The following is a 16,436-nucleotide window of genomic DNA, read 5'->3' as shown; positions in this document are numbered from 1 at the left end:
AAAGGGGATTTATTTTCCCTACTCTAAAACGGCCGCTGTTGGCCGATTGCTGCCTGTCGTGGACGACCGTTTAACTTCAAAGCCTGACTGGATTGCAAACTGCTGACACGCGTAGATTCTGTTTTCGACTCGTTTAATGCCGTCGATGCCAGGCCATAAACAGAGAGGAAACAACCGCTCGAAAATTCGAGCCATAGACTCTAGAGCCAGTGGGTAGTCGGAGTCATGTTCCTGCAACCATCAAATCCAGATTCTGCACCGCCGCTCCAGCGGCTCCCTTCCCAAGATTGTCAAACACCGCAGCCAACAAAACCTGCCCCGTCTCATCATTTTCACACACCACCAATCGCAAACTATCAGTCCCGTTAAGCGCCTGAGGATCAAGGCACGTCAACCCTTTGGCCTCCTGCATCGACATCACCTGTACATGGTCCGCATCGACGTAGTGCTGCATAAGACACGCATGCAACCGCACCGCATCCACGCCCGGCGCCAACAAGCGAAGTTGCAACGGTATGGTCAGCACGATCCCCTGCCGAAAAGCCCCATAAGCCGGCACAAACATCGGCCGCTCCATCAGACCGCTTTGCTGCTGAATCTCCGGAATATGTTTGTGTGCCAGCCCCAGACCATAAACCTGAAACGCGGGCGCCTGTGATGCGCCCTCTCCCTCATGCTCTTGCACGCCAACGCGCCCTTTTCCGGAATAGCCCGACACAGCATGAATGTTCGTCGGATAGTCCCTGGGCAGCAACCCGGCCTCCAGCAATGGGCGCAGCAGCCCTATCGCCCCCGTGGGATAGCAACCGGGATTGCTGACCCGCCGTGCCGTGGCGATGCGTTGGGCCTGCTGCGAGTTCATCTCCGCGAAACCATAGGTCCAGTCTAGATGGGTGCGGTGCGCCGAACTCGCATCGATCACCCGAACGGCGGGGTTTTCGATGCTCGCTACAGCGTCGCGTGCGGCTTGGTCGGGCAAGCAGAGAATCGCGATGTCGCAGGCGTTGATGATTTCGGCGCGACGTTGCGGATCCTTGCGATGTTCGGGGCTGAGCGTGATAAGCCGCAGATCGGTCCGGTCGCGTAGACGTTGATGGATTTGCAACCCGGTGGTGCCTTGGTCGCCGTCGATGAATATAAGAGGACTTGCCATGGAATGCTCTCGGACATAGGAAATCAGGAGTTCCAATCTTCAGTGAGGGGCTAAGATAGGAAAAGTTGAATTTCTAAACGATGAAATTCAGCTTTTCTGAACAAGGAGTGACTCATGCGCGAAATCAGCCTGGACCGTCTGCGCACGTTGGTGGCCATTGCCGACCTGGGTTCGTTTGCCGAGGCGGCCCGTGTGCTGCACCTCGCGCCACCCACGGTCAGTTTGCATATTGCCGACCTGGAGTCGCGGGTTGGCGGAAAGCTGTTGTCGCGCACACGTGGGCGCATTCAGCCTTCGGCGATTGGAGAAACGCTGGTGGAGCGCGCGCGGCGCCTGTTGGCGGATGCGGAGCAGGCGCTTGAGGACGTGGAGCGTCAGGTGCAGGGCTTGGCCGGGCGTGTGCGGCTGGGTGCCTCCACAGGGGCCATCGCACAGTTGATGCCGCAAGCTTTGGAGACGTTGGGCCAACGCCACCCCGCTATCGATGTGCAGGTCGCGGTGCTCACGTCGCAGGAAACTTTGAAGAAGCTTGCCGAGGGCTCTTTGGAGATCGGTCTGGTCGCGCTGCCACAGACCCCGGTGAAGGAATTGCGGATCGAGCCATGGCGGCGGGACCCGGTCATGGCCTTCTTGCCGGCTCGCTGGGAATGCCCGGATGTTGTGACCCCCGGTTGGCTGGCCGCCCAGCCATTAATTCTGAATGACAAAACTACTCGGCTTTCGCGCTTGACCTCGGAGTGGTTCGCCAGTGATGGACGGCAGCCCACGCCGCGTATTCAACTGAACTACAACGATGCGATCAAAAGCCTAGTGGCGGCCGGTTATGGTGCGACGTTGTTGCCGCATGAAGCCTCCACGCAATTGCCCGATACCAGGATCGTCATGCGGCCATTACAGCCCTTATTGTGGCGTCAACTTGGTATTGCCCACCGTGGTGGGGACGTCGAGCGGCCTACGCAACATGTGCTGGATGTGTTGTGGGGGTTGAGTGCGGGCTAGGGCGATGTTGTCAGAGAAAGGACCGCTTTCGACCCGGTCATACGGTGATTGAGGTCCCAGGCGTCAGCTACCGCACCTGAAGCCGTCGTTCATCGCTCCAAAGCCGGTGCCTGTCTCCGTTCGCCCAGGCCAGGGTGTCGTAGTACTTGTGCAGCAGCTCGGTAATGGCGGCGGTGTCGTCGGTCATGGGGTTTCCTTGGGGTTGGCGGTGAGGACTGCCTGGACGCGTGCTTGCAGCGCGGGCAGCACGTCTTGTTGGAACCAGGGGTTGCGCACCAGCCAGCGATTGTTGCGCGGGCTAGGGTGAGGCAGGGGGAACGCTTGCGGCCAGTGCTCGCGCCAGGCTTCGACCACCCGGGTGAGCGGCGTCTTGCCAGTACCGAGGTGGTAGTCCATGGCGTAGCTGCCCAGCACGATGACCAGCGACAGGCGCTCGAAACGCTGCATGAAGGCTTCGCGCCAGGCGGGGGGCGCACTCCGGGCGTAGCGGCAGGTCACCGCTTTTGCCGGTGCCCGGATAACAGAAGCCCATGGGCAGAATGGCGATGCGGGTAGGGTCGTAGAAGGTGTCGCGGTCCACGCCCAGCCAGGCGCGCAGACGCGCGCCGCTGGCGTCGTCGAAGGGCACGCCTGAGGCATGGACCCGGGCCCCCGGTGCTTGGCCGGCGATGAGGATGGGCGCACTCGGGTGAAACTGGAAGACCGGCTGCACGCCGTGTGGCAGATGCGGTGCGCAGCGCGTGCAGGCGCGGACGTCGGTCAGAAAGGCGTCGAGTGTCGGCATGGCGCGCTTCCGGAAAGGGTGGCTCGCGCAGGACGGAGGTGCCATCCTGCGCGAAGCGTAACCCGGCAGCAAGTCAGTGCTGGGTCAGTGTCGGATAGCCCTGGATGAATACGCGGTCGGTCTTGGCCGCCGGCACATGGCAGCCCATGCAGTCGGCTTCGTAGCTGACGGCGACATTCTTGGCGGGGGCGTCGGCCTTGAACAGCGCCCAGCCCCAGCCGTCGCCCCACAAGGGGTTGCTGGCGAAACGGCCTTTGGCGTCCTAGACCATCACGAACCACACGGCCGCATCGGAACCCCAGACCACAGGGTTGCCAGTGGTCATGGCGCTGGTTTCGAGCTTGCGGATCTCTTTCACCAGCGTGGCGCCGTCCAAGAACTTGCCGGTCTTGCGGTAGTGCTCGGCCGAGGCCTTTTCGGTGTACACATCGTGCAAGCCGCGAGAGGCGGATTTTTCGTCCAACACCGCATATGAGCCCAGGTGGACGAAGTTTGTGCGGAAGTCTGTGGGGCGGCTGATGCCGCCCTGGCTGTCCACATAGGGCGAAAAGTCGCCGGCCGTGACGGCCAGTGGCAGGACGAGGGCGCTGGCGAGCAGAGCGCCGGTGAGTGCGATTTTCATCGTGTTCTCCTTATATGCCTATGGAGATCAGACGGCGACCACGGGGAAATCCACCGTGGTGTCGGCGATGTGGTTGGTGTAGTTGGTGAGCGTGTTCAGCGCGACGTTGGCGATCACTTCCAGTATCAGGCCGTCGTCGAGCCCCGCGCGGCGGTAGTTGGCCATGGCGTCGGCCGACACCACGCCGCGTTGCTCGACCAGCGCGCGGGCAAAGCCGGCGATTGCATCGTCAAGTGCGTTGGCCGCCTGGCCGGTGCGGGCCGCGGCGATGGCCTCTGCCGACAGTCCGGCACCTTTGCCGATCAGGGTGTGTGCGCTCAGGCAATACTGGCAGCGATTGGCTTGACCGGCAGCGAGCGCAACGATCTCGCGCTGGGAGGCATTCAGGCGGCCGGTGCCCAGCGTTTCGGACAAGCCGAGGTAGCCATTGAGCGCCGCCGGCGCGTGGGCCAGCGTGGCGAACAGGTTCGGCACCATGCCAAGCTTGGCTTTGACGGCCTTGAGTGTGGCAGCGGTAGCGGCGTCAGCGGTGTCGATGGTCAGGGGGGCGATTTGGGTCATGTCTATCTCCGTAGTGGGTGAGGTGCAAGAGCACGTGGGCATGATCGCCCTTTGTTTGGTACGATATGGCACGTAAAGTATCAAATACGTAACCTATCGTCTTATATGGAGAGTGGAATGGCGGATCGACTGGCCGGCTTGCTCCGGCACTACTCGCTTTCGGCGCGCGTTTTTCACAGCGGCGCCTTCTGTGGGCAGCATCATTACGCGGCGCCGCATGGCTATATCCATCTGGTGCGGCGCGGCCCGATTACGGTGCGTTCGCCCGTGCATGAAGATCTGCTGGTTACCGAGCCGAGCCTGCTGTTTTATCCGCGCGTGGCGTCGCATCGTTTTGTCGCCGCCCCCGGCGATACCGCTGAGCGGTTGTGTGCGGAGGTCGACCTGGGCGCTTCGACGGGCAATCCGTTGGCCATGGCCTTGCCGTCGATGCTGCTGATTCCGTTGGCGGACTTGCCCGGCCTCGGGCCGACGCTAGAGTTGCTGTTTGCCGAAGCCGAGCGCGACCAGTGCGGTCGGCAGGCCGCCATCGACCGCTTGTGCGAGTTGCTACTGATCCAGTTGCTGCGTTATCTGATGGATGGGCGGCTTGGCGCCACCGGACTGCTGGCGGGCCTGGCCGACCCGAAACTCGCGCGCGCCATAACCGCCATGCACGATGCGCCGCAGACCGCGTGGTCGCTCGAGGCGCTGGCGGCGAAGGCGGGCATGTCACGCGCGCGCTTCGCCGCCGCGTTCAAGGACGCGGTGGGCGTCACGCCGGGCGACTATCTGGCCGACTGGCGGATGAACGTCAGTTGCACCCTGCTCAAGCAGGGGCGGCCGGTGGCGGTGGTGGCCGACCGCGTCGGCTACGGCAGCCCGAACGCTCTGGCGCGCGCCTTCCGCGTGCGCATGGGCTGCGCCCCGCGCGACTGGCTGGCGCAGCAGCGCGGTGACGCGGCGCTCAGCGGTTCGTGAGTTTGAGTTCGATTCGCCGGTTCTTGGCGTAGGCGGCGCCGGTGTTGCGCTCGTCGAGCGGGTGAAATTCGCATCACGCCGGAACAACTGGCGGAACTCCAGGTGGCGATCCGTCAACGGCTGGTCAGTCTGTTCGTGCGGCGCGGCCGGCTGGACAAGGCTGAGTCAGTGGCGCAGGTAGCTGGATGACGCTGTCCCGCCCTGAGCCGACGCTCACAGGCGGGGATTTCCAGTGTCGTCATTGTCGGCTATTGGCCGGCAGCAGCCCGTCGTTGCCTGATGGATCCAACCCCTCCGCTGCTATAGTGCAGTCGGCTTCTGACGTTCAGTGCAGCCGTCTTCTGAAAACGACAAGAACCGCGCAGCTCCGTCAGAATAGAGTCTTCTTTCGCATTCTTTGACACATGCCCGCAAAGGTCATAGATTTCAGCCTGACAAAAGCAGGGCTTGAGGCGCAACGGAACAGAAAGTGCACTTAGCCCCCTTGCTCACCTTCAACGCGGAGTTGTTCTGATGACCTTTCTATGGGTTGGATTAGGGTTGGTAGTCGCCGGGCTGTGGTGGGGAACGGTTGTCTGGCGGCGGGAGCAGGCAGACCCTTGGATAAATCCACCAACTCCCGAGGCGCGGCGTTTGCTTCGAGCCGCGAGCCTGCATTTGCATTGCCACATTCTCGGCAGGCCTGCGGTAGACCAGGACGCGCCGTCGTTCGTTGGGGTAGATGCCCTCCAGGCACTTTATCTACGTGACGGGGTGATCTTTTTCGAGAAGGGGATCGCCACCTTGCCGGATGGAACCCAAGTCGAGCTGGGGGCACTCACTCATGAAGTGCTCGAAGTGCTTCGAGAAACCTACAGCGCCTTGGATGCCGCTTCAGCAGTGATCACTGACTATGCCACCACCTTCAATACTCCCGAAGAGTTAGAGAAGAGCGAGAATGAAATCCTGCGAAAGATCGCTGGCTACGGGAACATGTACCCGATGCAGAGCGCGATCGCTCGACTGGCATTGTTACTCAATCTCGATCCCGACAAGAACGATGTTGGGATTGGCGGCAAAGTGTTGTGGGAGCGCATCCGCCGTTGGCGTTGGCCCGAGCGCCATTTCTCGGCGGAGCAGTAGGCGTGCAGGGACATCGCATTGGCTACGTCCGGGTCAGCAGCTTCGACCAGAACCCGGAACGCCAGCTGGAGGAGACCGAGGTGAGCAAGGTGTTCACCGACAAGGCCTCGGGCAAGGACACTCAGCGCCCCCAGCTCGAAGCGCTGCTGAGCTTCGTCCGCGAAGGTGACACCGTGGTAGTGCACAGCATGGATCGCCTGGCGCGCAACCTCGATGACCTGCGCCGCCTTGTGCAGAAGCTGACCCAGCGCGGCGTGCGTATCGAATTCCTGAAAGAGGGCCTAGTCTTCACCGGCGAGGACTCGCCGATGGCCAACCTCATGCTGTCGGTGATGGGTGCCTTCGCCGAGTTCGAGCGCGCCCTGATCCGCGAGCGGCAGCGTGAGGGTATCGCCTTGGCCAAGCAGCGTGGCGCGTACCGAGGCCGCAAGAAAGCCCTGTCCGATGAGCAGGCTGCTACCCTGCGGCAGCGAGCGACGGCCGGCGAGCCCAAGGCGCAGCTTGCCCGCGAGTTCAACATCAGCCGGGAAACCCTCTACCAGTACCTCCGCACGGACGACTGATACATGCCGCGTCGCTTGATCCTCTCGGCCACGGAGCGGGACACCCTGCTTGCGTTGCCAGAAAGCCAGGATGACATGATCCGCTACTACACCTTCAACGACTCCGACCTGTCGCTGATCCGCCAGCGGCGCGGCGACGCCAACCGCCTAGGCTTCGCGGTGCAGCTCAGCCTGCTGCGCTACCCCGGCTATGCGTTGGGCACCGACAGCGAGCCGCCCGAGCCGGTCATCCTGTGGGTGGCCAAGCAGGTTCAGGCCGACCCGGCGAGTTGGGCGAAGTACGGCGAACGCGACGTGACCCGCCGCGAGCACGCCCATGAACTGCGCACCTACCTGCAACTGGCCCCGTTTGGCCTGTCCGACTTCCGCAACCTCGTGCGCGAGCTGACCGAGTTGGCCCAGCAGACCGACAAGGGCTTGCTGCTGGCCAGCCAGGCTCTGGAGAGCCTGCGGCAGAAGCGGCGCATCCTGCCGGCGCTGAGCGTAATTGATCGGGCCTGCTCGGAGGCCATTGCGCGGGCTAATCGGCGGGTCTACCGCGCCCTGGTCGAACCACTCACGGACTCGCACCGTGCCAAGCTGGACGAACTGCTGAAGCTCAAGGCCGGCAGCAGCATCACCTGGTTGACCTGGCTGCGCCAGGCACCGCTGAAACCCAACTCTCGGCACATGCTTAAGCACATCGAGCGGCTGAAGACATTTCAGCTGGTGGACTTGCCCGAAGGGCTGGGCCGGCACATCCACCAGAACCGCCTGCTCAAGCTGGCCCGCGAAGGGGGGCAGATGACGCCCAAAGACCTTGGCAAGTTCGAGCCGCAGCGGCGCTACGCGACCCTGGCCGCCGTAGTGCTGGAGAGCACCGCGACTGTGATTGATGAGTTGGTCGATCTGCACGACCGCATCCTGGTCAAGCTGTTCAGCGGCGCGAAGCACAAGCATCAGCAGCAGTTCCAGAAGCAGGGCAAGGCGATCAATGACAAGGTGCGCCTGTACTCGAAGATCGGCCAGGCTCTGCTGGAGGCAAAGGAAAACGGCAGCGATCCGTACGCCGCCATCGAGGCGGTGATTCCCTGGGACGAATTCACCGAGAGCGTCAGCGAGGCCGAGCTGCTGGCCCGGCCGGAGGGCTTCGACCACCTACACCTGGTCGGCGAGAACTTCGCCACCCTGCGCCGTTACACGCCGGCCCTGCTGGAGGTGCTGGAACTGCGCGCTGCACCGGCCGCGCAAGGCGTGCTGGCGGCCGTGCAGACCCTGCGCGAGATGAACGCCGACAACCTGCGCAAGGTGCCGGCGGATGCCCCTACCGCCTTCATCAAGCCGCGCTGGAAGCCGCTGGTGATCACCCCGGAAGGCCACGACCGACGCTTCTACGAAATCTGCGCGCTGTCCGAGCTGAAGAACGCCCTGCGCTCCGGTGACATCTGGGTCAAGGGTTCACGGCAGTTCCGCGACTTCGACGACTACCTGCTGCCGGCAGAGAAGTTCGCCGCGCTCAAGCGGGAACAGGCCCTGCCCCTGGCGATCAACCCGAACAGCGACCAGTACCTGGAAGAGCGCTTACAGCTGCTGGACGAGCAGTTGGCCACCGTAACCCGGCTGGCCAAGGACAACGAGCTGCCCGATGCCATCCTCACCGAGTCCGGGCTGAAGATCACCCCGCTGGATTCTGCGGTGCCCAATACCGCGCAGGCGCTGATCGACCAGACCAGTCAGCTGTTGCCGCGCATCAAGATCACCGAACTGCTGATGGATGTGGACGACTGGACGGGTTTCAGCCGCCACTTCACCCACCTGAAGGACGGTGCCGAGGCCAAAGACAGGACATTGCTGCTGTCAGCAATCCTGGGCGATGCGATTAACCTCGGGCTGACCAAGATGGCCGAGTCGAGCCCCGGCCTGACCTACGCCAAGCTGTCCTGGCTGCAAGCCTGGCACATCCGCGACGAAACCTATTCGGCGGCCCTGGCCGAGCTGGTCAACCACCAGTACCGCCATGCCTTCGCCGCCCACTGGGGCGACGGCACCACCTCATCCTCCGATGGCCAGCGCTTCCGGGCGGGCGGCCGGGGCGAAAGCACCGGGCACGTCAACCCGAAGTACGGCAGCGAGCCGGGGCGACTGTTCTACACCCATATCTCCGACCAGTACGCACCGTTCAGCACCCGCGTGGTGAATGTCGGCGTGCGTGACTCCACCTATGTGCTCGACGGCCTGCTGTACCACGAGTCCGACTTGCGGATCGAGGAGCACTACACCGACACGGCCGGTTTCACCGATCACGTCTTCGCCCTGATGCACCTGCTGGGCTTCCGCTTCGCACCGCGCATCCGCGACCTCGGCGAAACCAAGCTGTATGTGCCGAATAGCGTCCAGGACTACCCGACATTGCGCCCAATGGTTGGTGGCACCCTGAACATCAAGCACGTCCGCGCCCATTGGGACGACATCCTGCGCCTCGCCAGCTCGATCAAGCAGGGCACCGTCACTGCCTCGCTGATGCTGCGAAAGCTCGGCAGCTATCCACGCCAGAATGGCCTTGCCGTGGCCCTGCGCGAGCTGGGCCGGATCGAACGCACCCTGTTCATCCTCGACTGGCTGCAAAGCGTCGAACTGCGCCGCCGCGTGCATGCTGGACTGAACAAGGGTGAAGCGCGCAACTCCCTGGCCAGGGCGGTGTTCTTTAACCGCCTCGGCGAGATCAGGGATCGGAGCTTCGAGCAGCAGCGCTACCGGGCCAGCGGCCTGAACCTGGTGACGGCCGCCATTGTGTTGTGGAACACGGTGTACCTGGAGCGCGCCACTCAGGGGTTGGTCGAGGTCGGCAAGCCGGTGAACGGTGAGTTGCTGCAATACCTGTCGCCGCTGGGCTGGGAACACATCAACCTGACCGGCGATTACGTCTGGCGGCAGAGCCGCAGGCTGGAGGACGGGAAGTTCAGGCCGCTACGGTTGCCCGGAAAACCTTAGCGTACGATTTTTTCCGAATTCTGCGGGCTCCCCCTCCTGCAATGTGCGACAACGCTGTTCAAGGGCTTCATTCGAGCGTTCGGAGCCGGCCAGCGTGCTCTGCAGAGCCTCCAGGGCCTGAGTTTTCTGCGCCACTAGCTGTTGCTGTGCATGTCGCTCTTTTTGCAACTGCCGCGCCTCGGTGAGCAAGCGTGCATTGTCGCGGTTCAGTTGCGTCAGTTCGTCCTGCTTGATTATCAAGGTCTGCTGCAGTTGCCGCAGTTCTAGTTGCAATTGTTGTATCTGCGACTCGTGTCGGCGTTGTTCCTGCTCACGCTGTTCCTTGCTGGCCTGCCGGTAGTGCTCCAGGGTGTCGCGCGCATGTCGGTGTTTTTCCTCCAGCGAGTGGATCTGTGCGTCGCGATCCTTGTGCCGCTCCTCCAGGTCGCGATTAGCCTGCTGTAGGCGGGCGTTCTCGATCTCGGCCTGCTGCAACTCGTGATGAGTGGTCTGAAGTCGTTCCGCGTCGAGCGCGGTCTGGCCTTCCAGTTGTTGGATGCGGTTTTCGGCCTGTCGAAACCGATGCTGGTAATCGAGCCGTTCGCGGGCCAGTTGTTCGCGCTCCTGGGCCACGGCGGCCTGCGCCTCCTCCTCTAGCTGATCTGCCAGTTGGCTGACCAGATTGGCCAACTGTTCGCTGAGCGGGATCAAGGCCGCATCCCGGCCGCGCTCGGCGTCTTCAAGCTCTTTCAGGTAGCGGTGAATGGTGGTCTTTGAACCGGTATTGCCCAGCTCGATGCGCACCGCATCAATACTGGGGTGGATATCGCGGGCGAGTAGAGAATTCCGGGCTTTCTGCACGATTGCTTTGTTGATGCCACCGCGGGCCATAAGTGGAACTCCTGACGATTTCGTTCTGTGGTATGTACTATGTAAATACATAGCATATTATCAAGAACTTCGTTTTTTTCCGCTCGTATTCTAGAATTGGATAATCATGAATTATCCAAGGTGATGCGGTGTTTTTGTCGTTTGGCAGTCGCTCACCGGTACACCAAGGGGATGCGCTCAGATGAGCCAGGAGATCGAGCGGTACCTGCAGGCCGGCACTCGTGCCAACACCCGGCGGAGCTATCAGCAGGCGCTTGAGCACTTCGAGGTGACGTGGGGTGGCTTTCTGCCGGCGACTAGCGATACAGTCGTGCGCTATCTGGTCGATCACGCCGCCACCCTGTCCAGCAATACCTTGAAGTTGCGCCTCGCGGCGTTGGCGCAGTGGCATGTCAGCCAAGGCTTCCCGGATCCGACCAAGACTCCGCTGGTCCGCCAGATCCTCAAGGGCATTCGTACTTTGCACCCACGCCAAGAGAAGCAGGCCGAACCTTTGCAGCTGCGCCAGTTCGAACAGTGCGTGTTGTGGCTGGAACAAGCTTTGGAGCAGGCCCGCGCGGAAGACGACTTGCCACGGCTACTGCGCTGTTGCCGCGATCGCGCTCTGATACTGATCGGCTTCTGGCGGGCCTTTCGCAGTGATGAGCTATGTCGCCTACAGGTCGAGCACATCCAGGTGCGGACCGGGGAGGGCATGCAACTGTTCCTGCCCTGGAGCAAAGGTGATCGGGACAACCAAGGCCAGACCTTCAACGCGCCGGCGCTGGCCAGGCTGTGCCCAGTACAAGCCTACGTCGACTGGATCAGTCTTGCGGGTATCGCACGCGGGCCGGTATTCCGTGGAATTGATCGCTGGGGGCACTTAGGTGAGCAGGGCTTGCACCCAAATAGCGTTGTCCCACTCATGCGCGCCGTACTGCAGGCAGCAGGGCTGCCTTCGGAGCTGTACAGTAGCCACTCGCTGCGCCGCGGGTTTGCCACCTGGGCCACCCGCAGCGGCTGGGATATCAAAGCGCTGATGCAGTACGTAGGCTGGAGCGATGGGCAATCCGCATTGCGCTATGTCGAGAGCACAGGAGTGTTCCCTGGGCAACTGAGTGCGCTACAACACATCTCAAACTGGCCCGAGGGACTGCCATAAGACCGCCTTCCGCGGCCCCGATCTGCACCTAGCTGCGCACTGGGAACACCAGCTCGTCATGTGCGGTGCAAATGAGTCGATGATCCAGCACATGGAAAATTGCAGGGTTCTTGGCATCCTGGGCACCCACAAAGAAGAGGTAACTGCGGGATGCCTGCTTGTCTTTTTTGGCTTTTATGTTCTCTTGCCGGGCTATTTCCAGCTCATTTTTCAGTCGCCCGCGGGCAGCTGCTGACCACTCGCTCCAAAGGACGACCACCTGGTAAGGCGTTAGTTTTTTCTCTTCCCATTCGCCCGCGTTGAGTGAAATGGTCAAGTGTTCATGCTACAAAGACGCGCTGAGGGAACGCTGGTCGAGGCAGTCCAGGTTGTACTGCCTGCGAGGCTGAATGGATCCAATGACTGGACGATGGAGAAGCTGACCGAGCTGATAAGGGTCTATGACCGGGACGAACGAGTCTTGGGCTACGACTTCCAAACGGCATCAGGCCAGACCTACTCGCACAGAGATTGCCTGTACTCACAGGACGGAGCCAAGCACCAGGTCTATTGTTCGATGATGTGTCCCGCATGAGATGGTCGCCACCTCTGGTGGTTCTTGGCAGGGCCACTCACGAGGTTTGACAGGACAATGAAGGCTCTTCCCGAGAAAATCCTGGACATCATTCAACAGCTTCCAGAAGGTGAGGTTCTGACACCTAGCAGATTCCTGCATCATGGTTCTCGCCATGCTGTGCAGCGAGGACTCTCTCGCCTGGTCGAAGGTGGAAAGCTGTTTCGCGTTGCTCGGGGCATTTATGTTGCCGCAGTCGAAACTCGGTTCGGCGTGCGCCCGCCGGCACCGGAGAAGGTTGTCCACTCGCTGGCTAATGCGCTGGGTGAAGTGCTGGTCGACCACGGGGCTCGTGCCGCGAATAAATTAGGGCTGAGCACACAGGTTCCAGTTCGCTATGTCTTTCTAACCGACGGACGCTCTAGGGAGCTTCAGGTAGGCAAGACCACCGTGTCGATTCGGTATGCGCCTCGATGGTTGATGGCTCTAGGCGCTACTGGAGCGGGGGAAGCCATTCGAGCATTGGATTGGATTGGCGAGGCAAGCGTGGGGTATGCCGTTTTCAAACTTCATAAACTACTACCCGAGAGCGAATGGGGTGATCTGGTGTCAGCTCACCGCTCGTTACCTATCTGGATGGCGAATGCAATCTGCGCTCAGTCGAGTTGCACCCACCCTGTCAAGTTGGGCTAGCGGTTTAGCTGTAGCCTACTTACCGCCAGATCGGCATCATCTGGAATGGGGCAATTCGATGTGAAAGCCCGTGAGGCCGGCGGCTGAGGTGCACCAGATGCGGCCTTTGTGAGCCTCAATGATGGATCGGGTGATGGCAAGTCCGAGCCCGGCGTTGCTCGGGCTTCCCTCCCGCCGAGCGGGGTCGACCCGGTAAAAGCGGTCGAAGAGCTTCTCTAAATGCTCTGAGCTAATTGTGTCCCCTGGGTTCTCGATGCTGAAGGTTGTGGAGTCCGCTGTCTCGCGGATCAAAACCGAAATTGTATGTCCCACCGGCGTGTAGCGCAGTGCATTGGACAGCAAGTTGGAAAGTGCACGATCAAGCATCAGCCGATCTCCCAGCACTTGGCCTGTGCCTGTGAGCGATAGTTCAATGCCATGTTCTTCGGCCAGAAGGTGGTAGTAGTCAAACAGCTTGAAGACTACGTCAGCCAGTTCGATCCTGGCCTGCTCGGGGATGATCAGGCCATTATCAGCCTTGGCCAAGAAAAGCATGTCATCAATCATCCGAGACATGCGCTTCAAGTCCTCCAGGTTGGAGTAGAGATTCTCTTCATAGGCATTGATATCGCGTTTCTTGCTCAGCACGACCTCGGTGTGGGTCATCAGGTTGCTAACGGGCGTGCGTAGCTCGTGGGCAATGTCGGCCGAAAAATTGGAGAGCCTAACGAAGGCATCCTCTAGCCGAGCCAACATCGCATTGAAGGATAGAACCAGTTGCTGAAGTTCCCGCGGCACTGGTTCGAGAGGGATTCGTTCCTGTAACGAGCGAGCGGACATCCCGGAGGCCACATGAGTGACTTGCCGCAGAGGCCTAAGGCCGCTGCGAGCAACCACCCAGCCGAGCGCGGCACTGAACAGGGCACTGATGACCAATCCAATCCAGAACCATCGTTGCAGCGTGTCGAAAAAGTGTGTGTGATTGGTGACGTCAAGAATCAGCAAAGCTGTGAGCGGCTCAGCCTGATCGGCTACCGAGATTTGCGCCGTCATGCCGCGGTACATGTGTTGGCCGTTCTGCCACTCCCACATGCTCTGCTCATTTTCACGTCTGAAACGCTCTGGTACTTCGACTGCTCTGGGGTCGGAGAACAGTACAGAACCGTCACTGGCCAGGATAGTGGCCGCCAGATCCTGATGGGCTCCCAGCAAGGCTCGCAACTGCGGTAATTCTTCCGAAAGGCTCGCTTCACCGCGAGCATTGTTGAGGATATGTTTGGCGGATTCGAGTTTCTCCACCAGGGCCTGCCGATCCAGCATCTTGAAGTGGTGCTGGCTGAGCATATTGAAACTCAGCCCTGCTACCGTCAGGACTGCAATTACCGCGGACATGAACATCAGGCTCATGCGTGCTGTCAGCGAAAGGTGCTTCATATTCACTCCGGCGCATCCATCATGTATCCCATGCCGCGGGCGGTATGAATCAGCTTGAGATCGAAATCGTCATCGATTTTTGCGCGTAGCCGGCGTACCGCAACCTCAATGACATTGGTGTCGCTGTCGAAATTCATGTCCCAAACCTGAGAGGCAATCAGCGACTTCGGGAGCACCTCGCCGCGCCGGCGCAGTAGCAGTTCCAGCAGTGAAAACTCCTTCGCGGTCAGGTCAATTCTTTTCCCGCCACGGATCGCACGCCGCTTCATCAGATCGACTTCCAGATCGGCAATTTTCATCGTTGTTTGCGTGGGTGAGCCATTGCCTCTACGCAGCAGCGTTCTGACCCTGGCCAGAAGTTCTGAAAAAGCAAATGGCTTGATTAGGTAGTCGTCCGCACCTAGCTCCAACCCTTTAACGCGGTCCTCCACACCATCGCGTGCCGTCAAGAACAATACGGGAACGTCTTTTCCTGCGGCGCGCACCATGCGCAGCACTTCCCACCCGTCCAGCCCAGGCATCATCACATCCAGGATCAGGAGGTCATAGGACTCACTCAGCGCGTGCTGTAGAGCATCTGTACCGGTCATAACCCGATCGACATTGAAGCCCGCTTCACTCAGGCCTTGCTGCAGGTATGCACCGGTTTTGGGTTCATCTTCAGCTACCAGTAGTTTCATGCGAGCAGACTCCAAAAATCGGGTGGCCTGAGTTTGCAGGCAAACCGCGGCCCCAACCAGAAGCTTACGAAAATGTAATTCTGACTTCAGGTCTCTGACAGGGTGGCTTGTCTAGGGTGCTAGCATGAGCATTAGGTTGTGCTCTCGGCCCTCGACAGACCAAAAGCAGAGGTGCCGGCCATAGTTTGCACTGATGGAGACTGCCCTATGAAATCGCTGAAACCTTTGCTTCTGGTTGGTTCGCTACTGCTGTCTTCTATGGCTTGGGCCGAAGGGGGCAGCGACCGTGTATTCGAGCGCATCCAGCAGATGCGCGACAAAGCAGAAGCCGTGCTGATCCAGGCGGAGAAGGCCCCGGTCGGCGAGCGGCATGTGCACATGAAGGAGCATATGAACATGCTCGAAGAGATCATGAGCCAGCTGCACAACGAACATCCCGCGCCAGACATGTCAGCCGAAGAGCATCTAGCCTGGATGGAAAAGCATGACAAGCTGGTAGACGACGTGCTGGGTCAAATGATTCGAGAGCACAAGCTGATGATGGCCGACAAGGAATGCCATCAGTAAAGATTTCCCCCATCTTCCAGGCCTTTCGTGATTGCTCCTTTGGCCTAGCGGCGCCTTTATGGCGCCGTGCTTTTTCCCAGCTGACGCAATTGTAGTTTTGGGGTCAGCGGCCTGGCAGCAAGCGGGGAATAGCATGAGATTTCCAGCATCCATCGCGAGGTCTCACCATGAAACGCATACCCCTTAAGCTGCTGATCAGCACTCTGTTCATCAGCACCACTTTTCCGGCATTTGCCGAGGCCGGCGGCAGTAGCAATGGCATTGGGCAGCAGGCCCAGGCGACGCCAGCGACTCGTACCATCTTGGTAAAGATGGACGACATCAACTACAGCCAGAAAACGATCGATGTGAAGCCAGGTGAAACCGTGCGCTTCGTTCTGAAGAACGAGGGCGCGTTGATGCACGAGTTCAACATCGGGCAGGCAGCGTCCCAGCTGGAGCACCAGCGCAAGATGGCGTCCTTGTTCAAGGACGGCACACTGACCCCGACCGGCATGGCCGAGCGCATTGTCTGGCATGAGCGTTATGGCACGGGAGACTCCAACCCTCCAGGCTATCCGAAAGTCATCAAAGCCAAGCATGACGACCCGAACGCGGTTCTCGTCGAGCCCGGCACAACCAAAGAGTTCGTGTGGACCTTCCCTAAGGCGGGCAGTTTGAGCTTCGCCTGTACATTGCCTGGGCATTACCAGGCGGGGATGGTCGGTGAGTTTGCTCTGCGTTAGTCCGGCACCGGTGCTACCCGTTGGCCGCGAGCTGGGTAGCACCGATTTGACGAACCTTAC

General features: G+C 60.5%; 15 protein-coding genes and 2 pseudogenes. 9 read left to right on the top strand and 8 right to left on the bottom strand.

The features are described from left to right. Positions 1–223: 223 nt before the first annotated feature. Positions 224–1,153, bottom strand: a complete 930-nt coding sequence (argC, locus tag KW568_RS30825; protein ID WP_049275860.1) for an N-acetyl-gamma-glutamyl-phosphate reductase — start codon at positions 1,151–1,153, stop codon at positions 224–226. A gap of 114 nt (positions 1,154–1,267) precedes the next feature. Here argC and KW568_RS30820 point away from each other — a divergent pair, with 114 nt between their 5' ends. Next, positions 1,268–2,152, top strand: coding sequence for a LysR family transcriptional regulator (locus tag KW568_RS30820; RefSeq protein WP_172688356.1), 885 nt, complete (start codon positions 1,268–1,270; stop codon positions 2,150–2,152). A gap of 183 nt (positions 2,153–2,335) precedes the next feature. On the opposite strand, the pseudogene KW568_RS30815 reads toward KW568_RS30820, so the two are convergent. The 3 genes and pseudogenes from KW568_RS30815 to KW568_RS30805 form a co-directional block, all read right to left on the bottom strand. Beyond that, positions 2,336–2,936 (bottom strand): annotated as a pseudogene (locus KW568_RS30815) (uracil-DNA glycosylase family protein). A gap of 73 nt (positions 2,937–3,009) precedes the next feature. Beyond that, positions 3,010–3,558 (bottom strand): annotated as a pseudogene (locus KW568_RS30810) (cytochrome P460 family protein). 27 nt (positions 3,559–3,585) lie between these two features. Then, a complete protein-coding gene (locus tag KW568_RS30805) occupies positions 3,586–4,119 on the bottom strand; it encodes a carboxymuconolactone decarboxylase family protein (protein ID WP_020309197.1) in 534 nt (177 codons plus the stop codon). A 117-nt stretch (positions 4,120–4,236) separates the two neighbouring features. Between KW568_RS30805 and KW568_RS30800 the strand changes: the two genes are divergently transcribed. From KW568_RS30800 to KW568_RS30785, 4 genes are all read left to right on the top strand, one after another. Beyond that, a complete protein-coding gene (locus KW568_RS30800; RefSeq protein WP_049275859.1) occupies positions 4,237–5,079 on the top strand; it encodes an AraC family transcriptional regulator in 843 nt (280 codons plus the stop codon). A 513-nt stretch (positions 5,080–5,592) separates the two neighbouring features. Further along, positions 5,593–6,201, top strand: coding sequence for a hypothetical protein (locus KW568_RS30795; protein WP_014003956.1), 609 nt, complete (start codon positions 5,593–5,595; stop codon positions 6,199–6,201). Positions 6,202–6,203: 2 nt separating this feature from the next. Continuing rightward, positions 6,204–6,764 (top strand): recombinase family protein, encoded by a 561-nt coding sequence (locus tag KW568_RS30790; RefSeq protein ID WP_014003957.1) that lies wholly within the window; start codon positions 6,204–6,206, stop codon positions 6,762–6,764. Positions 6,765–6,767: 3 nt separating this feature from the next. Further along, positions 6,768–9,734, top strand: coding sequence for a Tn3 family transposase (locus KW568_RS30785; protein WP_011005944.1), 2,967 nt, complete (start codon positions 6,768–6,770; stop codon positions 9,732–9,734). Here the strand turns inward: KW568_RS30785 and KW568_RS30780 are convergent. Beyond that, the gene (locus tag KW568_RS30780; RefSeq protein ID WP_024718175.1) at positions 9,711–10,604 is read right to left on the bottom strand and encodes a DNA-binding protein; all 894 of its coding nucleotides are present in this window, start codon (positions 10,602–10,604) and stop codon (positions 9,711–9,713) included. The two genes, KW568_RS30785 and KW568_RS30780, sit on opposite strands and share 24 nt — an antisense overlap. A 181-nt stretch (positions 10,605–10,785) precedes the next feature. Between KW568_RS30780 and KW568_RS30775 the strand changes: the two genes are divergently transcribed. Beyond that, positions 10,786–11,745 carry a site-specific integrase gene (locus KW568_RS30775; RefSeq protein WP_004577575.1) on the top strand — a complete coding sequence of 320 codons (960 nt, stop codon included), beginning with the start codon at positions 10,786–10,788 and terminating at the stop codon, positions 11,743–11,745. 28 nt (positions 11,746–11,773) lie between these two features. Here KW568_RS30775 and KW568_RS30770 read toward each other — a convergent pair whose 3' ends face one another. Continuing rightward, positions 11,774–12,061: a hypothetical protein gene (locus tag KW568_RS30770; protein WP_016487034.1), complete on the bottom strand. Its 288-nt coding sequence runs from the start codon at positions 12,059–12,061 to the stop codon at positions 11,774–11,776. A 315-nt stretch (positions 12,062–12,376) separates the two neighbouring features. On the opposite strand from KW568_RS30770, the gene KW568_RS30765 reads away from it, so the two are divergent. After that, positions 12,377–12,991 (top strand): DUF6088 family protein, encoded by a 615-nt coding sequence (locus KW568_RS30765; RefSeq protein WP_004374692.1) that lies wholly within the window; start codon positions 12,377–12,379, stop codon positions 12,989–12,991. Between the two features lie 36 nt (positions 12,992–13,027). Here KW568_RS30765 and KW568_RS30760 read toward each other — a convergent pair whose 3' ends face one another. Together KW568_RS30760 and KW568_RS30755 are read right to left on the bottom strand one after the other, a co-directional pair. After that, entirely contained in the window at positions 13,028–14,404 is a 1,377-nt protein-coding gene (locus KW568_RS30760) for a heavy metal sensor histidine kinase (RefSeq protein ID WP_016487036.1), read from the bottom strand. 2 nt (positions 14,405–14,406) lie between these two features. Then, on the bottom strand, positions 14,407–15,084 hold the full coding sequence (locus KW568_RS30755) for a heavy metal response regulator transcription factor (protein WP_004577572.1): 678 nt from the start codon (positions 15,082–15,084) through the stop codon (positions 14,407–14,409). A 207-nt stretch (positions 15,085–15,291) separates the two neighbouring features. Between KW568_RS30755 and KW568_RS30750 the strand changes: the two genes are divergently transcribed. Together KW568_RS30750 and KW568_RS30745 are read left to right on the top strand one after the other, a co-directional pair. Then, a complete protein-coding gene (locus tag KW568_RS30750) occupies positions 15,292–15,651 on the top strand; it encodes a co-regulatory protein PtrA N-terminal domain-containing protein (protein WP_016487037.1) in 360 nt (119 codons plus the stop codon). 167 nt (positions 15,652–15,818) lie between these two features. Further along, positions 15,819–16,376, top strand: coding sequence for a plastocyanin/azurin family copper-binding protein (locus KW568_RS30745; RefSeq protein WP_004577570.1), 558 nt, complete (start codon positions 15,819–15,821; stop codon positions 16,374–16,376). Positions 16,377–16,436 lie beyond the last annotated feature (60 nt).

This window comes from Pseudomonas sp. HD6515 (assembly GCF_024971855.1).
Lineage (GTDB): Bacteria > Pseudomonadota > Gammaproteobacteria > Pseudomonadales > Pseudomonadaceae > Aquipseudomonas > Aquipseudomonas alloputida.
The sequence above is the reverse complement of the archived record's forward strand: the minus strand, read 5'-3'. Positions and strand labels throughout refer to the sequence as shown.